The following is a 24079-nucleotide window of genomic DNA, read 5'->3' as shown; positions in this document are numbered from 1 at the left end:
TCAGATCATCACCATGCCGCCGTTGACGTGGATCGTCTGGCCGGTGACGTAGCCCGCTTCCTTCGAGGCCAGGAACACGGCGGCGGCGGCGATATCCTCGCCCTCGCCCATGCGGCCCATCGGGATGCGGCCGTTCAGCGCGTCCTTCTGCGCATCGGGCAGCACATCGGTCATCGCGGTGCGGATGAAGCCCGGCGCAATGCAGTTCACGGTGACGTTACGGCTGGCGAGTTCCTGCGCGAGGCTCTTCGACATGGCAGTGATGCCGCCCTTCGCCGCGCAGTAGTTCATCTGGCCGGGATTGCCGGTGGTGCCGACGACCGAGGTGACGTTGATGATGCGGCCGAAGCGCGCCTTCATCATCGGCTTGGTCACGGCGCGCATCAGGCGGAAGGTCGATTCGAGGTTGATCTTGATGACCTGATCCCACTCCTCGTCCTTCATGCGCATGGCGAGGTTGTCGCGGGTGATACCGGCGTTGTTGATCAGGATGTCGATCTTGCCCAGCGATTCGAGCGCGGCGGGAACCAGCTTCTCCACCTGATCGGCATCGCCCAGGTTGCAGGCGATGGCGACGTGGTCGACGTCCTGCAGATGCTGCGGGGTGTGCTCGTCCAGTTCGTCGCGGAAGGCGCGCAGCTTGTCCGCGTTCGAGCCCGAGATGGCAAGGCGCGCACCCTGCGCGGCCAGCGCGCGGGCAACGGCGGAGCCGATGCCGCCCGAGGCGCCAGTGACGAGGGCGGTCATTCCATTGAGGTTGAACATCTTTTCAAATCTCCGTGAATCGCCTGCCTGAACGGCGGCGACGGCCCGCTGGACGGGGCCTTTCTTCAAACCTTAGAGGGCTCCGGGTCAAGCCCGGCACGCCGATCAGGGCCCCGATCAGAGGCCCTTTGCCAGTTCCTCGATCTCGGCCATGGTCACGGCGGAGATCACCTCCACCTCACCGGCCGAACGCTTGATCATCGGGCCGAGCACCTTGCCGCCCAGTTCCACGAACGTCTCGACGCCCGCCTCGCGCATGGCGATCGCGCTTTCGCGCCAGCGGACGCGGCCGGTGACCTGCTCGACCAGCAGGCGCTGGACTTCGGCGGGATCGGTAACGACCGAGGCGGTGACATTGGCGAACAGCGGCACGTGCAGACTGCCCGGAGGGGTCTTGGCCAGCGCCTCGGCCATGGCATCGGCAGCGGGCTGCATCAGCGGGCAGTGGAACGGGGCCGAGACCGGCAGCAGCACGCCGCGCTTGATCCCGTGGTCCTTCACCAGCGCGACGGCACGCTCGATGGCTTCCTTGTGTCCGGAGATCACGACCTGCGTGGGGTCGTTGTCGTTGGCGACGGTGCAGACCTGACCTTCGGCTGTAGCCTCGGCCAGCGCGGTCGCCTTTTCGATATCGGCGCCGAGCAGCGCGGCCATGGCGCCAAGGCCGACCGGAACGGCCGCCTGCATCGACTGCCCGCGCAGCTTCAGCAGGCGCGCGGTGTCGGCAAGGCTGAAGGCACCGGCGGCGCAAAGCGCGGTATATTCACCCAGCGAGTGACCGGCGACGAAGTCCGCCTTGTCGGCGAGCGAGATGCCGCCTTCCTTCTCCAGCACGCGCAGGACGGCGATGGCATTGGCCATGATCGCCGGCTGCGCATTTTCGGTAAGGGTCAGCTCCTCTTCGGGGCCCTGCGTCATCACGCGGAAGAGGTTCTGGCCGAGCGCCTCGTCCACTTCCTGGAAGACCTCACGCGCGACGGCGCTGGCTTCGGCGAGTTCGGCACCCATGCCGACCTTCTGGCTGCCCTGTCCGGGAAAAACGAATGCACGCATCTTGGCGGCTCCTTTTGTCCGGCGCGCTTGCAACTGCGCCCTGCCGGTTTGTGAATCTCTGTATGTGGCGCGGCGCGTTATTGACCTTGAGGCCGCTCGGCAAGTCCGAAGGAAACAATCCGGTTCATCGCGTCATGTCCGATGTCTGCGCTACCTAGATAGGGGATCGAGTGATGCGCGCACCAGTGGCGGGCGATTTCCTCAGCCTCCACACCGAACGGCCGGTCATTCTCGGGTACGTCGCTGACCCTGCCAAGACGCAGGCCAGCCACGCCCCCAAGGTGCGCGGTGAGGTGGAAAAACAGCCGGTCCACCGCATAAAGGTACTCCGACACCTCCTCCACAAGCACGACATGCTTGGCCAGCCCCGGCATCAGCGGGGTGCCGCAGAGCATCGCCAGCGTCATCAGGTTGAAGGCCACGCGCGGGTGATCGTCGCCCGAGGGTTCGACGCCCGAGGCATCGCCGGTCATCCAGCGCAGCGCGCGGCGCACCGCTTCCGCGCCGCCCTCGCGCCGGATATCGGCCAGCATCGGACCATGCACAGGCTTGCCGATCCGCGCACGATAGAGGCCGCCCAGCAGATAGCCGGCGTCGGAATAGCCAAGGAAAGTTTTCGCCTGCGCATCGTGCGTGAACTTGCCGATAGCCGCTTCCGCCACCCGGCACGCACCATAGCCACCGCGCGCGAACCACACCGCATCCACCGAGGGATCGTTCGCGCATTCCACCAGCGCCGCGATCCGCCGCGCGTCGCTGCCGGCGAAATGGCCTTCCACTTCGAAGCACTGGTCGTGGATCACAAGCTCCACATCGGGGAACTCGGCAGTGGCCAGGAGGGCGACGGCCTCCGCATCCTCGCGGGTGATCGGGGTGGACGGTGCACAAACTGCGATACGGGTCATGGCTCCTTCCTATCGAGGTTGTCAGGACGAACAAGGCCGCATACCGAAGCGTCATGACTTCCGATCACGATCTCACTTCACACCCCTGGTTCTTCTGCGGCATCGGCGGATCGGGTATGCTGCCGCTCGCACTGATCCTGAAGGGACATGGCGCGCAGGTCGCCGGATCGGACCGCAGCCGCGATCAGGGTCGCACGCCTGAAAAATTCGCATGGCTGGAAAGTCTTGGCTTCGAACTACACCCGCAGGACGGCAGCGGCATCACCGACACCGAGCAGACACTGGTTGCCTCGGCCGCCGTGGAAGACACGGTGCCGGAAGTGGTGCGCGCAAAAGAGTTCGGCTGCCCGCGCATGAGCCGTGCGCAGCTTCTTGCCACTCTATTCAACGCCGCCCCTTTCGGAATTGCCATAGGCGGCACTTCGGGCAAATCGACCGTCACCGGCATGACCGGCTGGATCATGACCCACGCGGGCCGCGATCCCACGATCATGAACGGCGCGGTGATGAAGAACTTCGCCAGCCCCGATGCGCCTTTCGCCAGCGCCCGAGTCGGTCAGGGCGAGGTCTTCGTGTCGGAAGTGGACGAGAGCGATGGCTCCATCGCGCTCTATCGCCCCAAGGTGGCGGTGCTGGGCAACGTCAGCCTCGACCACAAGAGCCTTGAGGAACTACGCCAGCTTTTCGGCGATTTCCTTGGCCGCGCGGACGTGTCCGCGATCAATCTGGACGATGCGGAGACCGCCGCCCTCGCCCCGCACGCCAGCGCGCTGGTGACCTTCGGCATTGCCTCGGCGGATGCGCAGATCGGTGCGAGCGATGTGGTCGAAGGGCCGACTTCGCTGACCGCCACGGTACTGGATCGCCGCGACGGGACTTCGCATGCGCTGGCGCTGAAGGTGCCGGGTCGCCACAACCTCTACAACGCCCTGGCAGCAATCGCCGCGGCCAATGCTGCCGGAGTTTCGGTGGCCGAGGCGGTCGAGGCGCTGGGCAGCTTCGTCGGGCTGGCGCGCCGGTTCGACATCGTCGGCACCTCGCCCTCCGGCGTGACGGTGATCGACGATTTCGGCCACAACCCGGACAAGGTTTCGGCCACGCTGGCGACGCTCAAGGCCCATCCCGGCCGGGTGATCGCGTTCTTTCAGCCGCATGGTTACGGCCCGCTCAAGCAAATGGGCCAAGAACTGGCCGAGGTGCTCGCCAGCAAGCTGGGGCCGGACGACATGACGATCCTGTGCGATCCGGTCTATTTCGGCGGCACGGTTGACCGTTCCGAAGGCAGCGAACGGATCGTGCGCCTGATCGAGGAGGACGGCGGGAAAGCCGAACACGTGCCCTCGCGCGCGGACTGTGCGGAGCGCATCGTCCAGATCGCCCGGCCAGGAGACCGTATCGTGGTGATGGGTGCGCGCGACGACACGCTGACGGTCTTCGCGAAGGACCTGCTTGCGCGCCTGCCGTGAACTGACCGCCAAGCTCCGCACAAGTCCCGATCCAGCCCGAACCCGCGGTTAGCAACCGCCGGGTTACCAATCGTGCCGCAACCAACGATCGGGAGCGGTCATGTCACTACCTGCGTCGAATTCTCCGGTCTGGGCGCGCCTGGCCAGTGGAGGGCTGTCGCGCATTCAGACGAGCCACCTTGGCACCCAGATGCTGATCAAGCGGCTGGAACTCAGCAAGGATCCACCCGCCACCAAAGCCACCGAGATCTACAGCTATTTCCAGAAGTGGGAGCGTTCGCTTGCAAATGAAGTCGCCCAGCTCGCTCGTCTGTGACGGAATGCCCGTCAACGGCCTGATGCCTCTCGATACCGTCGCCGACATGATCCGCGCCGGTGCCCGCCTCAGCCTTGCCGGCCGCAAGGCCGCGCTCGACGCCCTACCGCAAGGCAACTGGATCGGAGGCACGTCTCCTTACTTCATGACAGAGTCCGGCGGCCGGGTGATTTCCGACAAGGAAGTCTTCGTCACCGATCTCGCCGCGATCGGCGATGTCTCGATCGGCACTTACAGCGCCCACGAACTCGCCTGCATCTCGGGCGAGGCACCGGACCAGGGATTTGCCCTCGCCGTCATCCCCGCCGGATCGAGTTGCCATACCGAATTCGCGAAGAACGCAGCCTCGTATCCGATGGCGTTCATGCGCCCGACGATCGGCTGGATTGCGGGCTTCGACCTGGCCGAGCCCGGCGCTCAGGCCTTCGTCTACGATGGGCGCACCGGCAAGGCGCTCAGCGACGCGGTTGCCGTTGCCCATGTCACCTTCACCGACGATACCGACGCCTTGCTCGAGATCGTCAATATCTTCGGGCCGGACGGCGGCGACGTCATCCATTTCGAGGAAACCGGCTTCACGCCCGAATGGTGCCAGGTGAACGGACAGCGCAAACGCTTCTGCGACTACGTGGTCGAACGCGGCCGCGAGGGCGGCGACCTTCCACTGGTCGGCGACTTCGGAGGCGCAAAAGTGAACGCCTCGCTCAAGTCCGTCGACACGGCAAAAGGGCGTGTCGAACTCTACGCCCCGGTCTTTCCGGGCGTCGACTATGCCTTTGCCGGTCCGGTCGGCGACTATGCCCAGGCATTCCGTCAGGCTCTGGCGACACGCGCCACCGACGACGCGCTGTGGTCATGCAACTGCATTCTCAATTTTCTGTTCGGAAAACTGGAGGGGGTCGCCATCGGAGGCGCCGCAGGTCCGGTTACCTTCGGCGAAATTGCCTATCAGTTACTCAACCAGACGATGGTTCTGGTCCGCAAGGCCTGAGCGCCTTGCCGGGAGCCACACGGTAAAGCAAATATAGCACCGGCCCGCAGGTCCTGCGGGCCGGTGCGCTGTGCCCGAGCGCTTCCCGATCAGTGCGAAGGCGCTCCGCGCAGCTTGCCTATGGCGTGCACCAGCACCGCGATCACCGTGCCCAGCACCAGGCCCACAACGGCCGAAGCCAGCGCGTAGCCGATCCATCCCACAACGCTTCCCAGCGGTCCGGTCAGTGCGGCAAGCCAATGCTCGAAACCATGCGCCAGATGCGCCGGGGCGGGAACGCCGAGTTCTTCCAAACCGTGCAGGATGATGCCGCCGCCAACCCACAGCATCGCCAGCGTCCCCACCGAGGCCAGCACCGTCAGCACCTTGGGCATGCCGTTAACCAGCATGCGCCCAAAGGCCTGCGTGCCCCTGCCCTCCTTCTTCGCGAGGTGCAGGCCGATGTCATCCATCTTCACGATCAGGGCCACCGCACCGTAGACGCCGACGGTTATCAGGATACCGACCAGCGCCAGCGCCACCGCTCGGGTGAGCAAACCGCTGTCGGCGACTTGCGAGAGGGCGATAGCCATGATCTCGGCCGAGAGGATCAGGTCGGTACGGATCGCGCCGGAAACGCGGGCCTGCTCGAAGACAGCCACGTCGCTCACCGGGTCTTCCAGCGTTTCGCCGTGGTGGGCGCCCCCGAACTTCTCGATCACCTTCTCGGCGCCCTCAAAGGCCAGGTAGCTGCCGCCCAGCATCAGGATCGGCGTGATCAGCCAGGGCAGGAACGCGCTCAGCACCAGCGCGATCGGCAGCAGGATGACCAGCTTGTTGAACAGGCTGCCCTTGGTGATCTTCCAGATGATCGGCAGTTCGCGCTCAGGCGTAAAGTCGGTGACATAGCCGGGCGTCACCGCGGCATCGTCGATCACCACGCCGGCAGCCTTGCTACCGGCCTTGGCGACCCCCATGCCGACATCATCGAGCGAAGCGGCTGCGGCACGCGCGATCACCGCAACGTCATCAAGCAGGGCGACGAGGCCGGAAGGCATCGGAAATACTATCCTTTGATCATGGAAACGAATTGCCCAAGCCATGCGGGGGAATTTTTCGGCGATCAAGCAATTCCCGCAAAATCCTCATGAACAAAGGAACTTGTAGCGGTTCCCCGGCTGGATTTCCGGTCACTGCGACCAGCCTTCAAGCCCCTCCCCTTAATGCCCCGGCATGCCAACCGTTCTGAGCCCTGTCCGGAGGATGCCACGATCGGAACCCTCCAAATTATTGAAACTGGGGAATTATCATGGCTGTCATCAACACCAACATCAGCGCCATCCGCGCCTCGAACGCCTCCATTGCCGCCAACAAGACGCTTGGCATTGCCATGGAACGCCTTTCCACCGGCAAGCGCATCAACTCCGCCAAGGACGATGCGGCAGGTCTCGCCATCTCCACCTCGATGAGCTCGCAGATCCGCGGCATGAGCCAGGGCATCCGCAACGCCAACGACGGCATTTCGCTCGCCCAGACCGCCGATGGCGCTCTCGACGAAGTCTCCAACATGCTGCAGCGGGTTCGCGAACTGGCGATCCAGTCGGCTTCCGGCACCTATCAGAACGCCGACCGCGATGCGATGCAGCAGGAAGTCACCGCGCTGACCGACCAGATCGACGCCATACTCACCAACACCACCTTCAACGGCAACGCACTGTTCTCGACCACGTCGGGATCGGACGTCAGCTTCGACATCCAGACCGGTGCGAACTCCGGTGAAAAGGTCACGCTGACCTCGATCGCCATTGACGGCACCAACATCGATGCCACCGCGCTCGACGTATCGACCAGCACCGCCGCCTCGACTACGCTCGACAACGTCGACGACGCCCTGGTCGAAGTGAATGCCTGCCGCGCCTCGCTCGGCGCAGGACAGAACCGGCTGGAATCGGCGGTGAACAACCTTACCAGCAACGTCACCAACCTGTCCGACGCCCGCTCGCGGATCGAAGACGCCGACTACTCGTACGAAACGACGCAAATGGCGAAGGCACAGATCCTTTCGCAAGCGTCGACGGCGATGATCGCCCAAGCCAATCAGGCCCAGCAGAATGTCCTGACCCTGCTGCGCTGAACCATCCCCAGCGAGGCCTCACGAGGTCCCGAAAGCACCCGGCGGGCGCCATGCCCGCCGGGTCAATTTCATGCCGGGCCGCTCAGAACTCGACGTCGAGTTCCTCGATGTCCTCGGGTTCCTCAAGCGCTGCAGCGAGCCATTCCGCCATCGGCGCCCAGGCCGCGATGGCCTGGCAATAGGCCCGGATCTTCTCGTTCATCGGCACGGCATAGCTGAGAAAACGCCGGGTGACCGGCGCATACATGGCATCGGCCACCGTCGGCCGGGTGCCGAACAGGTAAGGTCCGCCATAAGTATCGAGGCATTCCGTCCAGATCGCCTCGATCCGCTCGATGTCCGGCCGCGCGCCCGAAAAGATCGGAAAGCTCTCATGCGTGACCTTGAGGTTCATCGGCAGCGCGGAGCGCAAGTTCGTGAAGCCGGAGTGGATTTCCCCCGAAACCGACCGGCAGTGCGCCCGCGCGATGGGATCGGCAGGCAACATTCCCGCCTCAGGGAACTTCTCGTTGAGATATTCGGCAATGGCCAGCGTATCCCAGACACTGGCGCCGTCGTGATCGAGCCGCGGCACCAGCACCGAGGGTGACAGCAACAGCAGTTCCCGCCGGTTTGCCGCATCGTTGACGACGGCCTGTTCCTCGACGTCGAGCCCGGCCAGACGACACAGCAGCCATCCCCGCAGCGACCAGGCCGAGTAAGTCTTGCTCGAAATCGTCAGCCTGGCTCCGCCCGCCTTCGACTTGTCCACCGCCGACTCGCTCACTGCCGTCTCCGCATTAAGTGTGCTTTTGCTTGCATCAGCTTATGATGCAGCGCAGCATGAATCCAGCGCCGAATGAGCCGCTCCGGCGAATCGCGCATCGGATTGCCGCAGGGAACAGATCGCGCATGCTCTACCAGGCGTACCAGGCTTTTTCGGACCTGCTGGAACTACCGCGCTGGGCCGCTCGCAAGACCGTGGCCATGCGGGACGATTATTTCGGCGGCGCCCACGAAATGCCCTGGATGCGTCGCTTCTTCGCGCTTGCCGAAACGTTCGAGAAAGCCACGATCACACACAAGCGCCCGGCTTACGGCATCACCTCGGTGATGACCGGAAACCGCGAGGTCCCGGTGCGCGAGGAAATCGTGGTCGACATGCCTTTCGGCAATCTTCTGCACTTCGCGAAAGACGATGTTGCAGTGCCGCAACCCAAGATGCTGGTCGTGGCGCCCTTGTCCGGTCACTACTCGACCTTGCTGCGCGACACCGTAGTCACGCTGCTGCGCGATCACGACGTCTACATCACCGACTGGAAGAACGCCCGCGACATTCCGCTCAGCGCCGGCGATTTCGGGTTTGACGATTTCATCGACTACGTGATCCATTTCCTGCAGGATCTCGGCGATCCAGCGGAACGGCGCGGCGCCCACGTGCTTGCGGTCTGCCAGCCCTGCGTGCCGGTGCTGGCGGCCGTGGCGCTGATGGCGCAGGACGACGATCCCTGCCAGCCACGCTCCATGACACTCATGGGCGGCCCGATCGACACCCGTGAAAGCCCGACGACCGTCAACGAACTGGCGACCGAGCATCCCTTCGCCTGGTTCGAGGACCAGATGATTCACGAAGTGCCGTGGCGCCACAAGGGCGGCGGCCGCAAGGTCTATCCCGGCTTCATCCAGCTCACCGCCTTCATGTCGATGAACATGGGCCGCCACTTCGGCCAGTTCCGCAAGCTCTACCAATCGCTTGCGGACGACCGGAAGGCCGATGCCGAAAAGATCGAGACGTTCTACGAGGAATATCTCGCCGTGCTCGACCTCACCGCCGAATTCTATCTCGAAACCATCGACAAAGTGTTCCAGCGCGCGCTGCTGGCCAAGGGCGAGCTCGAACACCGGGGCCGCAAGGTGGACTGCGGCGCGATCCGCAAGACCGCGCTGCTCACCGTCGAGGGCGAACGCGACGATATCTGCGCCGTCGGCCAGACGGCCGCAGCCCACTTCCTCTGCTCCAGCCTGCGCCCGCACCTGAAACGCCACCATCTGCAACCCGGTGTAGGCCATTACGGGCTGTTCGCCGGATCACGCTGGGAAAACCAGGTCTATCCGCAAGTCCACAACCTGGTCCTCGCGGTGAACTGAACGCTATCCTTCCGGAAACTCCTCGTGCCCCAGGTTCGGCCAGAGGAAGTTCGTGCAAGTCATCATCACGCTGAACTCCAGCGAACGCACCTGATGCCACCAGCCGATCGGGATGTAGAGCATGTCCCCCGGCTCCAACGTCACGTCATAGCTCGCCACCTGCTGCGCCAGTGGATAGGCAGCAAGGCGCGCAGGATCGTCGAGGTCGTGCACCGCGCTGAACACGTGACGGTGGTTGTACAGCAGCCGTGTCTGTGACGGCGGCACCATGCGCACATGCTTGCGCCCGGTGATCTGGATCAGCAGGTTGTTGGTCAGATCGAAGTGAAGCGGGGTGAACGTGCCGGCCGGCCCGACCCAGAGCATTCCGGGCGCTGGGGTCAGATAGGCCGAGACCGGCGCCACATCGGCCATCAGCGGCGCAAAGGCCGAGGCATTGGTCGCGCTGTTATATGCCGTGATGTAGGCATCGTTGCCCGCGCCATCGGCGATCATCGCCATGAAAGCATCGAATGCCATGCGCCGCTTGTGGCGATCCTTGGCGAGTTCGAAGTCCTCCGCGCCTTCCCGCCCGCCCTGATACTCGACCTGCGCGCTGCCGACCTTGCGGACGAGATAGTCCGGCGTCCAACTGGCCAAAGCCGGCCAGTCGGCTATCGCCCCCTCGATCACCACCGGACGCGACGGGGCATAGAAATGGTCGAGGAAGGCCTGCCCAGGCAGATCGCGGCAACGCATCAGCGCGCTCGCCTGCATGGATAGACCGCGCTGGCGCTCCTGCACCTGCAGGATCCAGTCCCGGCGCGCCGCCGTCACCGCGTCGGGCAGGCCAACAGGCGGCGCGGACGCACATGGCCCGCCGGTGTAAGGGCGCGGTGCATCAAGCCCTCCCAGGCCCATGGCTCGCAGCGCCGCATCCAGCTTTTCGTTCCCACCTGCCACAGTCATGCTCCCAAGGCTCCGAATGGCCGGATTAAAAGACCTGTCACCTTGCAGAGCGCTATTGCACCGCGATGGCAATGGCTTAACACTCTTGGCATTCGAACCGGGGGAATTCAGGTGTATCTGGGCAAAGTCTCGCGGGCCACACTGGCCTGCGCCATCGTCATGTCTGTTCCGCATCCGGCTTTCGCCGGCGAGACGATCCTGTACCAACCCTCGCCAGCGTGGGTGAAGATCGCCGCGCTTCCCCCTGTCACGGGCGCTTCGCCCGCCACCGACGCGCCGCCGTTCTCCGTGTTCGATTCGCAGCAGAAGGTCGAGGGCGGGCAGGTCTGGCGCTATCTCGACACCGCCATGCGGATCACCTCGGCGGAAATGCTGGCCCAGTTCTCGACCGTGGGCGCACAGTGGTCTCCCGATCAGGGCGATCTCATCATCCACGAGATTGCCATCATCCGCGACGGCGAGACGATCGACCTCGTCAAGGGCGGCATGAAGCTGGACGTGCTGCGGCGCGAGGAAATGCTGGAACAGCGCCAGCTCAACGGCGTGCTGAGCGCAACCGCGGCGATTCAGGGCCTGCGCGTGGGGGATACCTTCCGCCTGCGCTATTCGATCACCCAGCACGACAAGGTGCTGGGCGAAAGGGTGCAGAGCGTCGTCGGCCTGCCCGCGCGGCCGCTGCGAATCGGCTCGGCCCGCCTGCGTGCGATCTGGCCGGTTGCCGAAAATGCAAAGTGGCAGGTGCTGGCCAAGGACGTTTCCGCCACCCCGGTGCGCCGGGGCGACACGATGGAACTCGAACTGCCCCTGCCGCTCGCCAAGCAGCCGGAAATGCCCGCTGACGCGCCCGCCCGCTTCCGCCCGCTGACCGTGTTCGAATTCTCCACCTTCAAGGACTGGGCCGACGTTTCGCGCACTTTCGCCCCGCTCTACGCAGCCAGGGGCCTGATCGCGGACGGCACCCCGCTCGCGGCAGAGGCAGACCGCATCGCCGCCGCTTCCACCGATCCGCTCACCCGCACGCAAGCTGCGCTGCAACTGGTGCAGGACAAGGTGCGCTATCTCGCCGTGTCGATGAACGGCGGCAACTATACGCCGCAGAAGCCAGAGGAAACCTGGCAACTGCGGTATGGCGACTGCAAGGCCAAGACCCTGTTGCTGCTGGCCCTGCTGGACCGGCTGGGAATCGAAGCCGAAGCGGTCACCGCCAATGCCAGCGGCGGTGCCTTCGACCTGCCGCGCCACCTCCCCAGCGCCGCCGTGTTCGACCATGTGCTGGTCCGCGCAAAACTGGCCGGGCAGAACCTCTGGCTCGACGGCACCGGCATCGGCGCGCGGATCGAGGACATCCATGACACGCCCGACCTCGGCTACGTCCTGCCGCTGCGCAGCGGCGGCGCCGAACCGGAACTGATCGAGACACACGCCAACGCCCGCCCGACGCTGGAAATGGCCATCGATTACGACGAAAGCACCAGCCTCGACCTGCCGGCAGTGATCACCGCCAGGATCACCATGCACGGGCCGAGCGCACTCGGCACCGGCCTTGCGGTCAATACACTCGACGCCGAGCAACGCAACGAGATGGTGCGCGGACAACTCACGAACCTGCTCGGTGAAGGTCTGTACACCGACGTCGCCATCGAAACCTCGACCGAGACGGCCACCACCGTACTGAAAGGCCGCGGCATCCTCACCACGGGATGGAGCCCGCGCGACCGCTTGATGCAGCGCCGGGTGCGAAGCCTGCTTGGGAACTTCGCTTTTGCGCCGGACCGCGCCCGCGCCGAGTGGCGCGAGATCCCGGTCGCCACGCAGCAACCGTTCAGCGTCGTCTACCACGTGACGGTCAAGCTGCCCGACGCCGGCAAGGGGTACACGCTGGAAGGCACGCCGAGTTTCGACACCTCCGTCGGCGGGGCGCACTTCGCCGGCAAGGCCAGTCTTGCCGGCGGTGTGTTCACTTATGACGAGCGGCAGGACGCCACCGGCATGGAAGTGCCTGCCGCCCGCATCAGTGCCGACCGCGCCCTGCTTGCCAAGGCACAGGCGCAGATACCGCAAGTGCTCGCCCCCGCCGAAGCCACGCGCCGGTGGGATCTTTCAAGCGCCGCCAGCAGCTCCACGCAAATGGCCGGGATCAACGCCGTTTTCGCCAAGACCATGGCCGTCATGGAACCCGAAGCGCAGCCGTGGCTCGCCAGGGCCAGCCTGAGGCGCGGCATCGGTGACTATAAGGGCGCCCGCGACGACCTGACCCGCGCGATCACGCTTTCCGACGACGCCGATTCCTACTTCGACCGCGCCCGCACCAACCGGGCGCTTGGCGACCGGGTCGCGGCGATGGCCGATGCCCGCAAGGCACAAGAACTCGATCCTTCCTCGGATCCGGCAGCCGATCTCGTCGCAACCCTGCTGATCGAGGACGGCAAGACCGACGACGCCCGCAGCCTGCTGGATGAAAAGATCGCGCTCGGCGGCGACGGGAAGCGTTTCTGGGAAATGGCCAAGGTCGAGAAGATCGGCCTTTACGCCGATCCGACCGAAGCGCTGTCGATGCTCGACACACTCATGACCCAGCGACCCCAGAGCCCGGACCTGCTCAACCTCGCCTGCTGGATCAGAGGCATGCGCGGGATCGACGTGGAAGCCGCCGTGCGCCAGTGCTCAAGCGCGGTGGAACTTGCAGCCAGTCCGACAGGCCCGCTCGACAGCCGCGCCGTCGTATGGTTCCGCCTCGGCCGCTTTGACGATGCCCTCCACGATCTCGACGCGGTCATTCGTGAAGCGCCTACTCAGGCAGAAAGCCGCTACATGCGCGGCGTTGTCCTTGCTCACCTCGGCCGCGCCTCGGAAAGCAAGAGCGAGATCGCCCTCGCCCGCCGTCTCGACCCGGGGGTCGACGCCCTCTACACGAAGCTCGGCATCACGCCCTGACGGATACAATGATCCAGTTCATGCTTGCAATTGCGGCACGCCGGGCATAAGGGCGCGCCTTCCGTCTTCACGCAAGTAAGCCGGAAAGGACGAAAGCCGGAGGGGCCCCGCAATCCCGCGGACAAGCCAGCGATCGGTTAGATTGAGAAAAGGAAGCTGCCGTGGCTCTTTATGAGCACGTGTTCCTGGCACGCCAGGACCTCAGCCAGGCGCAAGTCGACGCGCTTGCCGCCGCCGCCACCGAGATCGTCGAGTCGAACCAGGGCAAGGTCACCAAGACCGAGACCTGGGGCCTCAAGAATCTCGCGTACAAGATCAAGCGCAACCGCAAGGCGCACTTCGTGATGCTGAACATCGAAGCTTCGGGCGACGTCGTCGCCGAGCTCGAGCGTCAGACCCAGATCAACGAAGACATCATCCGCTATGTGACCATTCGCGTCGACGAGCACGAAGCTGGTCCGTCGGTCATGATGCGCAAGACCGACCGCGAGCGTAGCCGCCGTCGCGAACGTGAAGGGAACTGATTTCCATGGCACGTGCATTCTTCCGTCGCCGCAAGTCGTGCCCCTTCTCGGGCAAGAACGCCCCGGTCATCGACTACAAGGACGTCCGTCTGCTCCAGGGCTTCATGTCCGAGCGTGGCAAGATCGTTCCGAGCCGCATCACCGCGGTTTCCGCAAAGAAGCAGCGTGAGCTGAGCCAGGCGATCAAGCGCGCCCGGCACATCGGCCTCCTGCCCTTCATCGTCAAGTAAGGGGGACGAACCTCATGGATATCATCCTCCTCGAACGCGTCGAGAAGCTCGGCAACATCGGTGACGTCGTTTCCGTCAAGGACGGTTTCGCACGCAACTACCTGCTGCCGAACAAGAAGGCGCTGCGCGCCAACGAAAAGAACAAGCAGGTCTTCGAAGCCAACCGCGCGAAGATCGAAGCTGACAACGCCGAGCGTCGCTCTTCGGCCGAAGCCCAGTCGGGCAACGTCGAAGGCAAGCAGGTCGTCCTGATCCGCGCCTCGTCGAACTCGGGCCAGCTTTACGGTTCGGTTTCGGTTCGCGACATCGTCGACGCCCTCAACGAACAGGGCGCTGGCGTTGCCAAGAACATGATCGTGCTCGAACGCCCGATCAAGACCATCGGCGTGTTCGACGTTCGCGTGAACCTGCACCCCGAAGTCGCCGTCACCGTCAAGGTGAACGTGGCGCGCTCGGCTGACGAAGCCGACCTGCAGTCGCAGGGCGTCGACGTCATGGCCGCGATGTTCGAACAGGACGTCTCGGGCTTCACCGAAGCTTACGACCCGAATGCCGAACCCGGCGAAATCGCGGTTGAAGAAGCTGAAGTGGAAGGCGAAGAGGAAGCCTGAGCTTCCCCTCCCGCTTGACCAAAGCGTTTCGGAAAAGCCCTCGCTCCCCTGTGGAGCGGGGGCTTTTCTCTTGCCTGCACGCTCGATGATGACCAACACCCGGAGCGACTGGCGCCAGGGATATGCCAAGGACGCCCGGCTCCGCGCGGCCGTGTCGAGGTCCATGCCGCCGAGCTTTCACTGGCTGAAGCGGCCTGCATGGGCATGCTGGTGGAACGCGCCTTATCAACGCCGACCGTGTCGCCAGCGCGCCCTCCGTTTCCTGCAGATGGACGAAGCCCGGCCTGGCAATGGCAAGACGTTCTCTTAACTCGCCCGCGAACGTGCGCTGTGACTATTGCACTGCAACACGAATCGCGTAAGTGTGGGAGATGGAAACGATAGAAAGCACCGTCGCGGAACTGGTCCGCGTCTACGAAACCGCCGTCACCACCCTGAAGGCCGACATTGCCGCCTTTGTCGAGCACGGCACCCTTCCCCCGCCCGAACGCCGAGAGACGCACGCATGGTGCTATCCGGAACTGCGCATCACCTACAAAGGTGTCGAGCGCGGCTCGCTTTACAGCCGCTCGTTCGGCCGCCTGAACGACGCAGGCACTTACGTCACCACGATCACCCGCCCGCGCCTCTTCGCGGATTACCTCAACGAACAGCTCGGCCTGCTCCACGAGGATTACGAGGTCGAGATCGAGGTCAGCCGCTCCGCGCAGGAGATTCCCTTCCCCTACGTGCTTGACGGCATCGGCATGGGTAGCGTGACTCCGCAGGAACTGGCAGCGCACTTCCCGACCACCGAACTCGCCATGATCGGTGACGAAATCGCCGACGGCGTGTTCCTGCAGCCCCAGGACGAACCGCTGCCGCTGGCCCTGTTCGACGGCCTTCGCACCGACTTCAGCCTGGCCCGCCTCCAGCACTACACCGGCACCAGCGTCGAGCACTGCCAGCGCTTCATCCTCTTCACCAACTACCACCGCTACGTGGACGAGTTCGTGGACTGGGCCGGCAAACAGATCGGCACGGACGGGTACACCGCACTTTCCGGCGCCGGGGGCCTCTACCTCGACGCGCCAGTCGACAATGCCCGCGAGCGCCTGTCCGACACCGCATGGCGCCGCCACCAGATGCCTGCCTACCACCTGATCCGTCCGGACAAGTCGGGCATCACCCTGGTCAACATCGGCGTCGGCCCGTCCAACGCCAAGACCATCACCGACCACCTCGCGGTGATCCGTCCGGAAGTCTGGCTGATGATCGGCCACTGCGGCGGGCTGCGCGAAGGCCAGCGCATCGGCGACTACGTGCTCGCCCATGCCTATCTGCGCGACGACCACGTGCTCGATCACGTGCTGCCGCCCGAGATCCCGCTGCCGGCAATTGCCGAAGTGCAGCAGGCCCTCGCCAGTGCAGCCGAAACCGTCAGCGGCGAAGGCGGCGCAAACCTCAAGAAGCGCATGCGCACCGGCACCATCGTCACCACCGACGATCGCAACTGGGAACTGCGCTACACCGAATCCGCGCACCGCTTCAGCCTCAGCCGTGCCATCGGCATCGACATGGAAAGCGCCACGATCAGCGCGCAGGGCTATCGCTTCCGCGTCCCCTACGGCACGCTGCTCTGCGTCTCGGACAAGCCGATCCACGGCGAGTTGAAGCTGCCGGGGCAGGCCAACCGCTTCTACGAGGAGGCGATCGCCAGCCACCTCAAGATCGGCCTTCAGGCCTGTGACCTGCTGCGTGCGGAAGGCGAGCGCCTGCACAGCCGTAAGCTGCGCGCCTTCAACGAACCGCCGTTCCGCTGATCCACTGCGCGCCGCCGGCGCGGCGCATCGACACCTTCCAGAACCGCCACTTCCCCTTGGAAGTGGCGGTTTTTTGACGCCCTGCGCAGATACCGCACACATCCAACCCATAAATACGCGCAGAATTGTAATTATATTCCAAAATATACGATATTTTGAGCAATTTTATCTTGAAATCTTAAATTGAGTTCAATATCCGAACCAACATCAATAGTAAAAATTAGACATACGCATAATTTCATTAAAATTTCATGATGTTTCAAACTCATTTCATATTCTTTTCTATGATTGAAATAGTTGTGGCAGTTCTACAACTGAACCAGAATCAATCATCAATAACTATTAAACCCGCATGACAAATGCAGGACTCCCTCGCACATCTGCGGCCTGATTTCGACGCGCACACCCTCTCCCGCGTCGGAATCCGCAATAGGGAGTAATCAATGCAAACCGAGATGAAGCGCCTTCTGCTGGCGTCCACGCTCCTCATGGGTCTGCCGGTCGCAGCTCAGGCCCAGGAAACCGCCCCGGATTCCACCTCCGACTCTTCCGCCGACAGTTCTGGCGGTGCAGCGATCGTCGTCACGGGCTCGCGTCTGCACAATGCCAATCTCGAACAGGCCGCGCCGATCATGGCGATGAGCAAGGAAGAGATCGCCCTCACCGGCCAGCAGAACATCGAAGCGATCCTGAAGGATCTGCCGCAGGTTCTCCCCGGTTCCGGTGGCGCCTCGAACAACCCGGGCGGCGGCGTTGCCACGGCAGACCTTCGCGGCCTTGGCGCCCAGCGCACGCTGGTGCTGGTCAACGGCCGCCGCTACGTCTCGTATGACACCAACCAGATCGTCGACCTCAACACCATCCCGACCGCGCTGATCGAGCGCGCCGACGTGGTGACCGGCGGCAAGTCTGCCGTCTACGGTTCCGACGCGATCAGCGGTGTCATCAACTTCGTCACCAAGCAGGACTTCGAAGGCGTCCAGGCCAATGCCGACTACCGCCTGACTGATTCCGGCGACGGTGCGCAGTGGACGGGCGGCTTGCTCGTCGGCAAGAACTTCGCCGATGGCCGCGGCAACATCACGCTTTACGGCGAATACAGCAAGCGCAAGGCGATCAAGCAGTCCGCCCGGTCGTACACGGCCACGACGCAGACCGACGCCAGCGATGATGACATCAACTACTACCTCACGAATGGTGGATCGGCCAGTATCCCCTCGACCCGCCTCAACATCGGCGGCAAGAACTACAAGTTCGACGAGAGCGGCAGCTATTCAGACTATACGTCGTCCGACGCCTACAACTACGCCTCCGAGAATTATCTGCAGGTCCCCCAGACCCGCAAGCTGTTCTTCGGACAGGCCCATTTTGACGTCAGCAATGCGCTGACCTTCTACACCGAAGGCCAGTACGTCCATAACCGCGTCAAGAACCAGCTCGCACCGACCCCGGTTACCGGCAGCTTCGAGATCGACAACGATTCCTCGTTCCTCTCGGCCGACAGCCAGGCGCTGCTGCAAAGCTACGACACCGATGGCGACGGCTACACCACCGCCAACATCTACCGCCGCCTTTCGGAAGTGGGCGACCGCATCTCGGTGATGGACAGCAAGGCCCTGCGCGGCGTGTTCGGTGCCCGCGGCGACATCGGAAGCGGCTGGAGCTATGACGTCTACGGCAGCTACGCCCGCACCCGCCAGACCGAACACCAATACGGCAACATCTCGCGCAGCCGCCTCGAACAGGCGCTCAAGACCACCTACGATGCCGATGGCAACCTGGTGTGCAGCGACACCAGCAACGGCTGCGTCCCCGCCAACATCTTCGGCGCAGGCAATCTGAGCCAGGCGGCGGTGGACTTCCTGGAAGTCGACACGGTCAACCGCTCGACGATCACCGAAAAGGTGGTTTCCGGCGTCATCACGAACAACAACCTGTTCGATCTCGGTGCCGGCCCAGCGGGTATCGTGTTCGGCGGAGAATACCGTAACGAACACGGCAGCTACGATCCCGATGAACTTCTCTCCTCGGGTGACGTTGTCGGCTTCAACGGCAGCGAGCCGACCTCGGGCGGCTACAACGTGAAGGAACTCTTCACCGAAATCGACGTGCCGCTGCTCGCCGACAAGCCCTTCGTCAACCGCCTCGAATTCAACGGTGCAGCCCGCTACTCGTACTACTCGACGGCGGCAAAGTCGGTCGGTACCTTCTCGGCAGGCCTGGTCTATGCGCCGATCAAGGACATCAGCCTGCGTGCGCAGTATTCGCGCGCGGTGCGTGCACCGACGGTCAGCGATCTCTACGCCGGGCAATCGGAGGGCTATCCCAGCGCAACCGACCCGTGCTCGACCAAGTACGCGAATTCGAGCTCTTCGGACTTCAGCCAGAACCTTTACAACGCCTGCGTCCGCGATGGCGTTCCGGCTGCCTCCGTCGGCAGCGGGGACTACAACGCCAGCGCCAGCCAGATCCAGACCTACAGCGGCGGCAATCCGGACCTGCGCGAGGAAACCGCGAACACCTACACCTTCGGTGCGGTGCTCCAGCCCTCGTTCCTTCCCCGCCTGTCGATCACCGTCGACTATTACCACATCAAGATCGACAACTACATCACCTCGGCCGGTGTCGGCAGCATCCTGACGGCATGCTACGGCGACGAGAACAATGGCTGGACCTCGTACGACAGCAACGCCTGCTCGCTGCTTCCGCGTGACAGTTCAGGCACGATCACCGGTGCCATCGACACGCTGGCCAACTCGGGCGGCGTGAAGACGGACGGCATCGACTTCGACGCCCAGTACTCGATCCCGCTGGCATTCGGTGCGAACAATGCGAGCAAGCTGAACCTGCGTCTCGCCGGCACGTACCTGATGAACTGGACGTTCCACCCGCTCGCATCGATCCCGGACATTGTCTACAATTGCGCGGGCAAGTTCGGCCTGAACTGCGGCAACGTCTACGCATCGTGGCGTCTCAATGGCCGTGCCACCTGGCAAACCGATGGCTACGGTCTCTCGCTGGCCTGGCGCCATCTCTCGTCGGTCAAGGACGACGACGACTCGACGCCTTACGCAGTCGAGAGGATCAAGGCCTACGACTACTTCGACCTGACCGCGACGATCGACGTCGCCAAGCGGTTCACCTGGTCGATCGGCATGAACAACATGTTCGACAAGAAGCCGCCGATCCTCGGCGACAACCAGGAACAGTCGAACACTTACCCCACGACCTACGACGTCTATGGCCGCACGTTCTTCACGAGCATCAAGATGGACTTCTGATCGAAACACCGTTTCGTCACGGGGAAGGGAGCCGGGTCAAACCGGCTCCCTTTTTCGTCTGCCGTATCCGACACTGCGTTTCGGATAGTTCGGCACCGGCCCACTCCCCGGTTGCAAGACCGGCAAATGCAAGTCATCCTCGTCGCAAGAAGAAGGCCGCGAAAGTCGGCCGGTAAGTTGGGAAGAGGACAAGACTGCTTATGAAAGCTGCCCGTGCCGGATTTTCTCTTGCAAGCCTGCTTCTGCTGACAGCCACAGGCTGCTCGGAACTGAAGCCCGCCGCCGATCTCGGTTCCTGCTGGAACGTCAACAGTTCCTCATTTGGCCCCGTGCAAGGCCAGGCGGTGCTCGTCTCCAGCGTGGATGGTTTCTCCCTCCAGGCGCCGGGATGTGACGATCACACCGGCCGCAACCACTTCGAGCTTTCGCGCGATGCCAACGATGCGCTGACCCGGGTACTCGCCGGAAATCCGCGCTTCGTGACCTTCCGCTTCTCGGGCCACATCCTGCCGCGCTCCGGCCATCCGTCCCTCTGGATCGGCAATCTCACCAATGCCGCCCCCAGCGATACCGGGCCTTCGTGGATGCCCAAGCTTCGATAGACACGAAAAAGGGGCTCTCCACCCCACGGCGGAGAGCCCCCTTCCCTTTTCAGGCCAGAGCGTTTTCTAATCAGGTGAAATCACCTGATGACTCGGAAAACGCGGAAAACCAAAATCTTAGAGCAGTTGATCCGATGCAATCGGATCGGGAACTGCTCTAAGACCGCCGTTACCAGCCGGCCTTCTCGCCCTTGTTCTGCTCGTCGAGCCACTTCTTGAGCGGCGCGAAGTAGGCGAGCATCGGCTTGGCGCTCAGCTTGTCGCTGCCGGTGAAGGCCTTCAGCGCTTCCGGCCAGGGCTTCGACATGCCCATCTTCAGCATGCGGTCGAGGTTCTCGCCCACCTTCTTGTTGCCGTAGAAGCTGCAACGGTGAAGCGGGCCCTTCCAGCCGGCCTGCTTGCACGCGGCCTCGTAAAACTGGAACTGGAAGATGCGCGCCAGGAAGTAGCGCGTGTAGGGCGTGTTGCCCGGCACGTGGAACTTGGCGCCGGCGTCGAAGCCGTCATCCGGGCGGGCCGAAGGCGGAACGATGCCCTGATAATCCGTGCGCATCTTGGTCCAGGCCTTGTTGTAGTCGGCAGGCTGGATAGACCCGTCGAAGATGCCCCAGCGATAGCGGTCGATCAGCAGGCCGAACGGCAGGAACGCCACCTTGTCCATCGCCTGACGCAGCAGCAGGCCGATGTCCTTGTCGGCGCTGGGCACCTTGTCCTTGTCGAGCAGGCCGATCTGCACGAGGTACTGCGGCGTGATCGACAGCGCGATGAAGTCGCCGATCGCCTCGTGGAACCCGTCGTTGGCGCCGTTGAGGTAGAGGTAGGGCTGCTGGTTGTAGGCGCGCTGGTAGTAGTTGTGGCCCAGCTCATGGTGAATGGTGACGAAGTCTTCCGAATTCACCTTGGTGCACATCTTGATGCGCACATCGTCCTTGTTGTCGACATCCCAGGCCGACGCGTGGCAGATCACCTCGCGGTCGGCGGGCTTCACGAACATCGAGCGCTTCCAGAACGTCTCCGGCAGCGGCGCGAAGCCAAGCGAGGAGTAGAAGCCCTCGCCATATTTCACCATGTCGAGCGGGGTCTTGCCCTTGGCCTTCAGCAGCGCGCCGATGTCATAGCCCAGATCGCCCGCGCCGGAGGGAGCCACCAGCGGGTAGATGTTGCCCCACTCCTGAGACCACATGTTGCCCAGCAGGTCGGCGCGGATCGGGCCGGTCTTGGGCTGCACGGCATCGCCGTACTTCTCGTTCAGCTTGTGGCGGACGTAGGTGTGGAGCGCGAGGTAAAGCGGCTTCACTTCTTCCCACAGGCGCTGCGTTTCGGCCGAGAACTGCTCCGGCGTCATGTCATAGCCCGAACGCCACATGGCGCCGACGTCGGCATAGCCGAGTTCCTTGGCGCCCTCGTTGGCGATGCCGACCATCTTCACATAGTCGTTCTTCATCGGCGCGCCGACGTTGTTGTGCCAGCTGGTCCACATCTCGGCGAATTCGGCCGGCGTGTGCGCAAGGTTGCCCATCTCCGCCTCGATATCGGAGCCGTTGATCTCCTTGCCGTCCAGCGTGCCGCGACCCTTGCCGTACGTGGAGGCAAGGCGGGTAGAGATGGTGCTCAGTTCGTCCGCCGCGCCGGGCTTGGTCGGCGCCGGCAGGACAATGCCCTGACGCAGGATGGAGAGCTTGCGCGCGACATCGGGATCAAGGCCCGGAATGTTCGCAAACTTGGCCGCCTCGACCGCGTAGGCCACCTGCTTCTCGGTAATCGCCGCGTTCGACTGCGCCGCCAGCGCGTCGGTATCGTCGGTGATGTAGGTGTAATTCACCCAGTTGATGCGGGCATTGTCCACCGAGGCGGGGAACAGCTCCTTTTCGGCATCGGCAATGAACTGCGCGGCGCCGGCGGCGGTCACGGGATAGTCTGCCTTGGCTTCCTCGGCAAAAGCTGGAACCGCAAGGCCGAAGCAAAGCCCGGCGGCCAGCGCTGCACGCGCGGTGGATGCGAATTTCATGGGGGTGCCCTCTTGGTATGTTCTGATGGCGCCGGAGACTAGCCGGGCCTGCCGTCAGATCAACCGTTTCGGGGCGGGCGGTGCCGGATTATTTCGCATCCGGCACACAATTGCACAAGCTTGCGCAATCCCCCTCAATCCAGCAGAAACGCCGCCATGGCCCGGCCCATGTCCTTGAACGTCACCGAGGACATGTGATTGCCCGGCGTCTCCACATAGTGCCCATCGGGCAGCGCCGCCGCCAGTTCCGGCGCGGAGCCGTTGTCATGGTCGTCCTTGCCGCAGACGCAGAGCGTGGGCATGGCGATCTGCGCGATGGCGTCCGCCGAGGTATCGTCCACCGACTGAAGCAGCAGACGCGCCGCCACCCGGTCGATGTTCATGGACTTCATGAAAGCCTGCGCCACGAAGGCCTTGTCACCGCGCTCGATCGTGCCGAAACGGTCGATGGCATCCACAAAATGTGCCGAACGCCGCGCCCAGCCGGACAGGCCGGTGAGGCCCATGCCGCCCAGGATCAGCTTGCGCGGCATGAGCCCCGCCAGCACGCCGCGCACCGAAGTGCGTGCACCCAGCGAAAAGCCGCCAAGGTCGAAGTCGGAAAGGCCAAGCTGATCGACCGTCGCCTGAAGATCGCGCACCAGCACGTCGCCCGGGTAGTCCTCGGCATCATGCGGTGCGCCGCTCTGCCCGTGGGCGCGCAAGTCCGGCATGAACACCTCGAACCCGGCATCGGCCAGGATCTTGGCATTGCCGTACTTGATCCAGTTCACGTCCGCGCTGGAAAACAGCCCGTGCAGCAGCAGCAGCGGCCGCGCGCCGTGATCGCCCATGACATGCACCGCCAGCCGCGTGCCGGCATAACCTTCGAGATATTCGGTCTTCGCTTCGCTCACTGCACATTCGCCTGCGTTTGGGGAGGATCGATCACTCAGGCGGCTCCATGCCGGCCGCCTTCCAGCGATCGATCACATTGGGATTCTCCGCGCTCGTGTAGCCGGGCAGATGCCTTACGTCAGCCCATGCCGGAAGCATGGATTCGGTGGCATAGTTGTGCTCCGGCCGGAACGGCGTGGGATCGTCGAAACTGCCGACGGTAAGATCGATGGCCTTCGCGCCTTCCAGAAACTCGAACCCCAGCGGCGTGCCGCAATGCGAACAGAACGGCCGCCGCGCGATGGCGGAGGATTGATACCAGTCCGGCTCGCTGTGCCAGGTCACCTTCTCGCGCGGCGGGTTGATGAAGGCGATGGAGACACCCCCGGTCGCCTTGCGGCACATCTTGCAGTGGCAAAGGTAGGCCTTTTCCGGCTCCACTTCGGCCGTGAAGCGAACGCGTCCACACTGGCAGCCGCCAGCCATCGGAACCGTCATATACCCTCTTCCGACTGCAGTTGGCTGGA

The 24079-nt window shown here is 63.7% G+C and carries 21 protein-coding genes; 12 read left to right on the top strand and 9 right to left on the bottom strand.

All coding sequences use genetic code 11. The features are described 5' to 3' along the window. The 3 genes from fabG to CA833_RS13720 form a co-directional block, all read right to left on the bottom strand. Complete coding sequence (gene fabG / locus CA833_RS13730; protein WP_142634469.1) at positions 1 to 765, bottom strand: 3-oxoacyl-[acyl-carrier-protein] reductase; 765 nt, start codon at positions 763 to 765, stop codon at positions 1 to 3. Positions 766 to 882: 117 nt separating this feature from the next. Then, positions 883 to 1818 carry an ACP S-malonyltransferase gene (gene fabD / locus CA833_RS13725; protein ID WP_207078337.1) on the bottom strand — a complete coding sequence of 312 codons (936 nt, stop codon included), beginning with the start codon at positions 1816 to 1818 and terminating at the stop codon, positions 883 to 885. Positions 1819 to 1895: 77 nt separating this feature from the next. After that, on the bottom strand, positions 1896 to 2723 hold the full coding sequence (locus tag CA833_RS13720) for an LD-carboxypeptidase (protein ID WP_207078336.1): 828 nt from the start codon (positions 2721 to 2723) through the stop codon (positions 1896 to 1898). Positions 2724 to 2776: 53 nt separating this feature from the next. Here CA833_RS13720 and CA833_RS13715 point away from each other — a divergent pair, with 53 nt between their 5' ends. The 3 genes from CA833_RS13715 to CA833_RS13705 all read left to right on the top strand — a co-directional run bounded on the left by CA833_RS13715 (position 2777) and on the right by CA833_RS13705 (position 5496). Beyond that, the gene (locus tag CA833_RS13715) at positions 2777 to 4189 is read left to right on the top strand and encodes a Mur ligase family protein (protein WP_207078335.1); all 1413 of its coding nucleotides are present in this window, start codon (positions 2777 to 2779) and stop codon (positions 4187 to 4189) included. Positions 4190 to 4289: 100 nt separating this feature from the next. Next, positions 4290 to 4505, top strand: coding sequence for a hypothetical protein (locus tag CA833_RS13710; RefSeq protein ID WP_142634477.1), 216 nt, complete (start codon positions 4290 to 4292; stop codon positions 4503 to 4505). After that, entirely contained in the window at positions 4477 to 5496 is a 1020-nt protein-coding gene (locus tag CA833_RS13705) for a hypothetical protein (RefSeq protein ID WP_207078334.1), read from the top strand. The genes CA833_RS13710 and CA833_RS13705 overlap by 29 nt, the downstream gene beginning before the upstream one ends. Before the next feature lie 89 nt (positions 5497 to 5585). Here the strand turns inward: CA833_RS13705 and CA833_RS13700 are convergent, their stop codons facing one another. Continuing rightward, entirely contained in the window at positions 5586 to 6533 is a 948-nt protein-coding gene (locus CA833_RS13700) for a DUF808 domain-containing protein (protein WP_207078333.1), read from the bottom strand. Positions 6534 to 6784: 251 nt separating this feature from the next. Between CA833_RS13700 and CA833_RS13695 the strand changes: the two genes are divergently transcribed. Next, positions 6785 to 7609: a flagellin gene (locus tag CA833_RS13695; RefSeq protein ID WP_142634483.1), complete on the top strand. Its 825-nt coding sequence runs from the start codon at positions 6785 to 6787 to the stop codon at positions 7607 to 7609. An 82-nt stretch (positions 7610 to 7691) separates the two neighbouring features. On the opposite strand, the gene CA833_RS13690 is transcribed toward CA833_RS13695, so the two are convergent. Then, positions 7692 to 8375, bottom strand: a complete 684-nt coding sequence (locus CA833_RS13690; RefSeq protein ID WP_242526106.1) for a glutathione S-transferase — start codon at positions 8373 to 8375, stop codon at positions 7692 to 7694. Positions 8376 to 8500: 125 nt separating this feature from the next. Between CA833_RS13690 and CA833_RS13685 the strand changes: the two genes are divergently transcribed. Beyond that, positions 8501 to 9736, top strand: coding sequence for a polyhydroxyalkanoate depolymerase (locus CA833_RS13685; RefSeq protein ID WP_207078332.1), 1236 nt, complete (start codon positions 8501 to 8503; stop codon positions 9734 to 9736). Between the two features lie 3 nt (positions 9737 to 9739). Here CA833_RS13685 and CA833_RS13680 read toward each other — a convergent pair whose 3' ends face one another. Continuing rightward, a complete protein-coding gene (locus CA833_RS13680) occupies positions 9740 to 10684 on the bottom strand; it encodes a cupin-like domain-containing protein (protein ID WP_207078331.1) in 945 nt (314 codons plus the stop codon). A gap of 159 nt (positions 10685 to 10843) precedes the next feature. Here CA833_RS13680 and CA833_RS13675 point away from each other — a divergent pair, with 159 nt between their 5' ends. The 7 genes from CA833_RS13675 (at position 10844) to CA833_RS13645 (ending at position 20668) form a co-directional block, all read left to right on the top strand. Further along, on the top strand, positions 10844 to 13618 hold the full coding sequence (locus CA833_RS13675; protein WP_207078330.1) for a DUF3857 domain-containing protein: 2775 nt from the start codon (positions 10844 to 10846) through the stop codon (positions 13616 to 13618). Between the two features lie 161 nt (positions 13619 to 13779). Further along, on the top strand, positions 13780 to 14142 hold the full coding sequence (gene rpsF, locus CA833_RS13670) for a 30S ribosomal protein S6 (RefSeq protein WP_142634491.1): 363 nt from the start codon (positions 13780 to 13782) through the stop codon (positions 14140 to 14142). Positions 14143 to 14147: 5 nt separating this feature from the next. After that, positions 14148 to 14372 carry a 30S ribosomal protein S18 gene (gene rpsR / locus CA833_RS13665; RefSeq protein ID WP_142634493.1) on the top strand — a complete coding sequence of 75 codons (225 nt, stop codon included), beginning with the start codon at positions 14148 to 14150 and terminating at the stop codon, positions 14370 to 14372. A 14-nt stretch (positions 14373 to 14386) separates the two neighbouring features. After that, positions 14387 to 14983, top strand: a complete 597-nt coding sequence (gene rplI / locus CA833_RS13660; RefSeq protein ID WP_207078329.1) for a 50S ribosomal protein L9 — start codon at positions 14387 to 14389, stop codon at positions 14981 to 14983. 371 nt (positions 14984 to 15354) lie between these two features. Continuing rightward, positions 15355 to 16785: an AMP nucleosidase gene (locus CA833_RS13655; protein WP_142634497.1), complete on the top strand. Its 1431-nt coding sequence runs from the start codon at positions 15355 to 15357 to the stop codon at positions 16783 to 16785. A 455-nt stretch (positions 16786 to 17240) separates the two neighbouring features. After that, entirely contained in the window at positions 17241 to 20066 is a 2826-nt protein-coding gene (locus tag CA833_RS13650; protein ID WP_242526104.1) for a TonB-dependent receptor, read from the top strand. A 200-nt stretch (positions 20067 to 20266) separates the two neighbouring features. Continuing rightward, positions 20267 to 20668, top strand: a complete 402-nt coding sequence (locus CA833_RS13645) for a hypothetical protein (protein ID WP_207078327.1) — start codon at positions 20267 to 20269, stop codon at positions 20666 to 20668. Between the two features lie 169 nt (positions 20669 to 20837). On the opposite strand, the gene CA833_RS13640 is transcribed toward CA833_RS13645, so the two are convergent. The 3 genes from CA833_RS13640 to CA833_RS13630 form a co-directional block, all read right to left on the bottom strand. Next, positions 20838 to 22676, bottom strand: coding sequence for a M2 family metallopeptidase (locus tag CA833_RS13640; RefSeq protein WP_207078326.1), 1839 nt, complete (start codon positions 22674 to 22676; stop codon positions 20838 to 20840). 134 nt (positions 22677 to 22810) lie between these two features. Continuing rightward, a complete protein-coding gene (locus tag CA833_RS13635; protein WP_370584580.1) occupies positions 22811 to 23509 on the bottom strand; it encodes an alpha/beta fold hydrolase in 699 nt (232 codons plus the stop codon). A gap of 94 nt (positions 23510 to 23603) precedes the next feature. Further along, positions 23604 to 24050 (bottom strand): GFA family protein, encoded by a 447-nt coding sequence (locus CA833_RS13630; RefSeq protein WP_142634507.1) that lies wholly within the window; start codon positions 24048 to 24050, stop codon positions 23604 to 23606. Positions 24051 to 24079: the final 29 nt, after the last annotated feature.

Source organism: Novosphingobium sp. KA1 (genome assembly GCF_017309955.1).
Lineage (GTDB): Bacteria > Pseudomonadota > Alphaproteobacteria > Sphingomonadales > Sphingomonadaceae > Novosphingobium.
The sequence above is the reverse complement of the archived record's forward strand: the minus strand, read 5'-3'. Positions and strand labels throughout refer to the sequence as shown.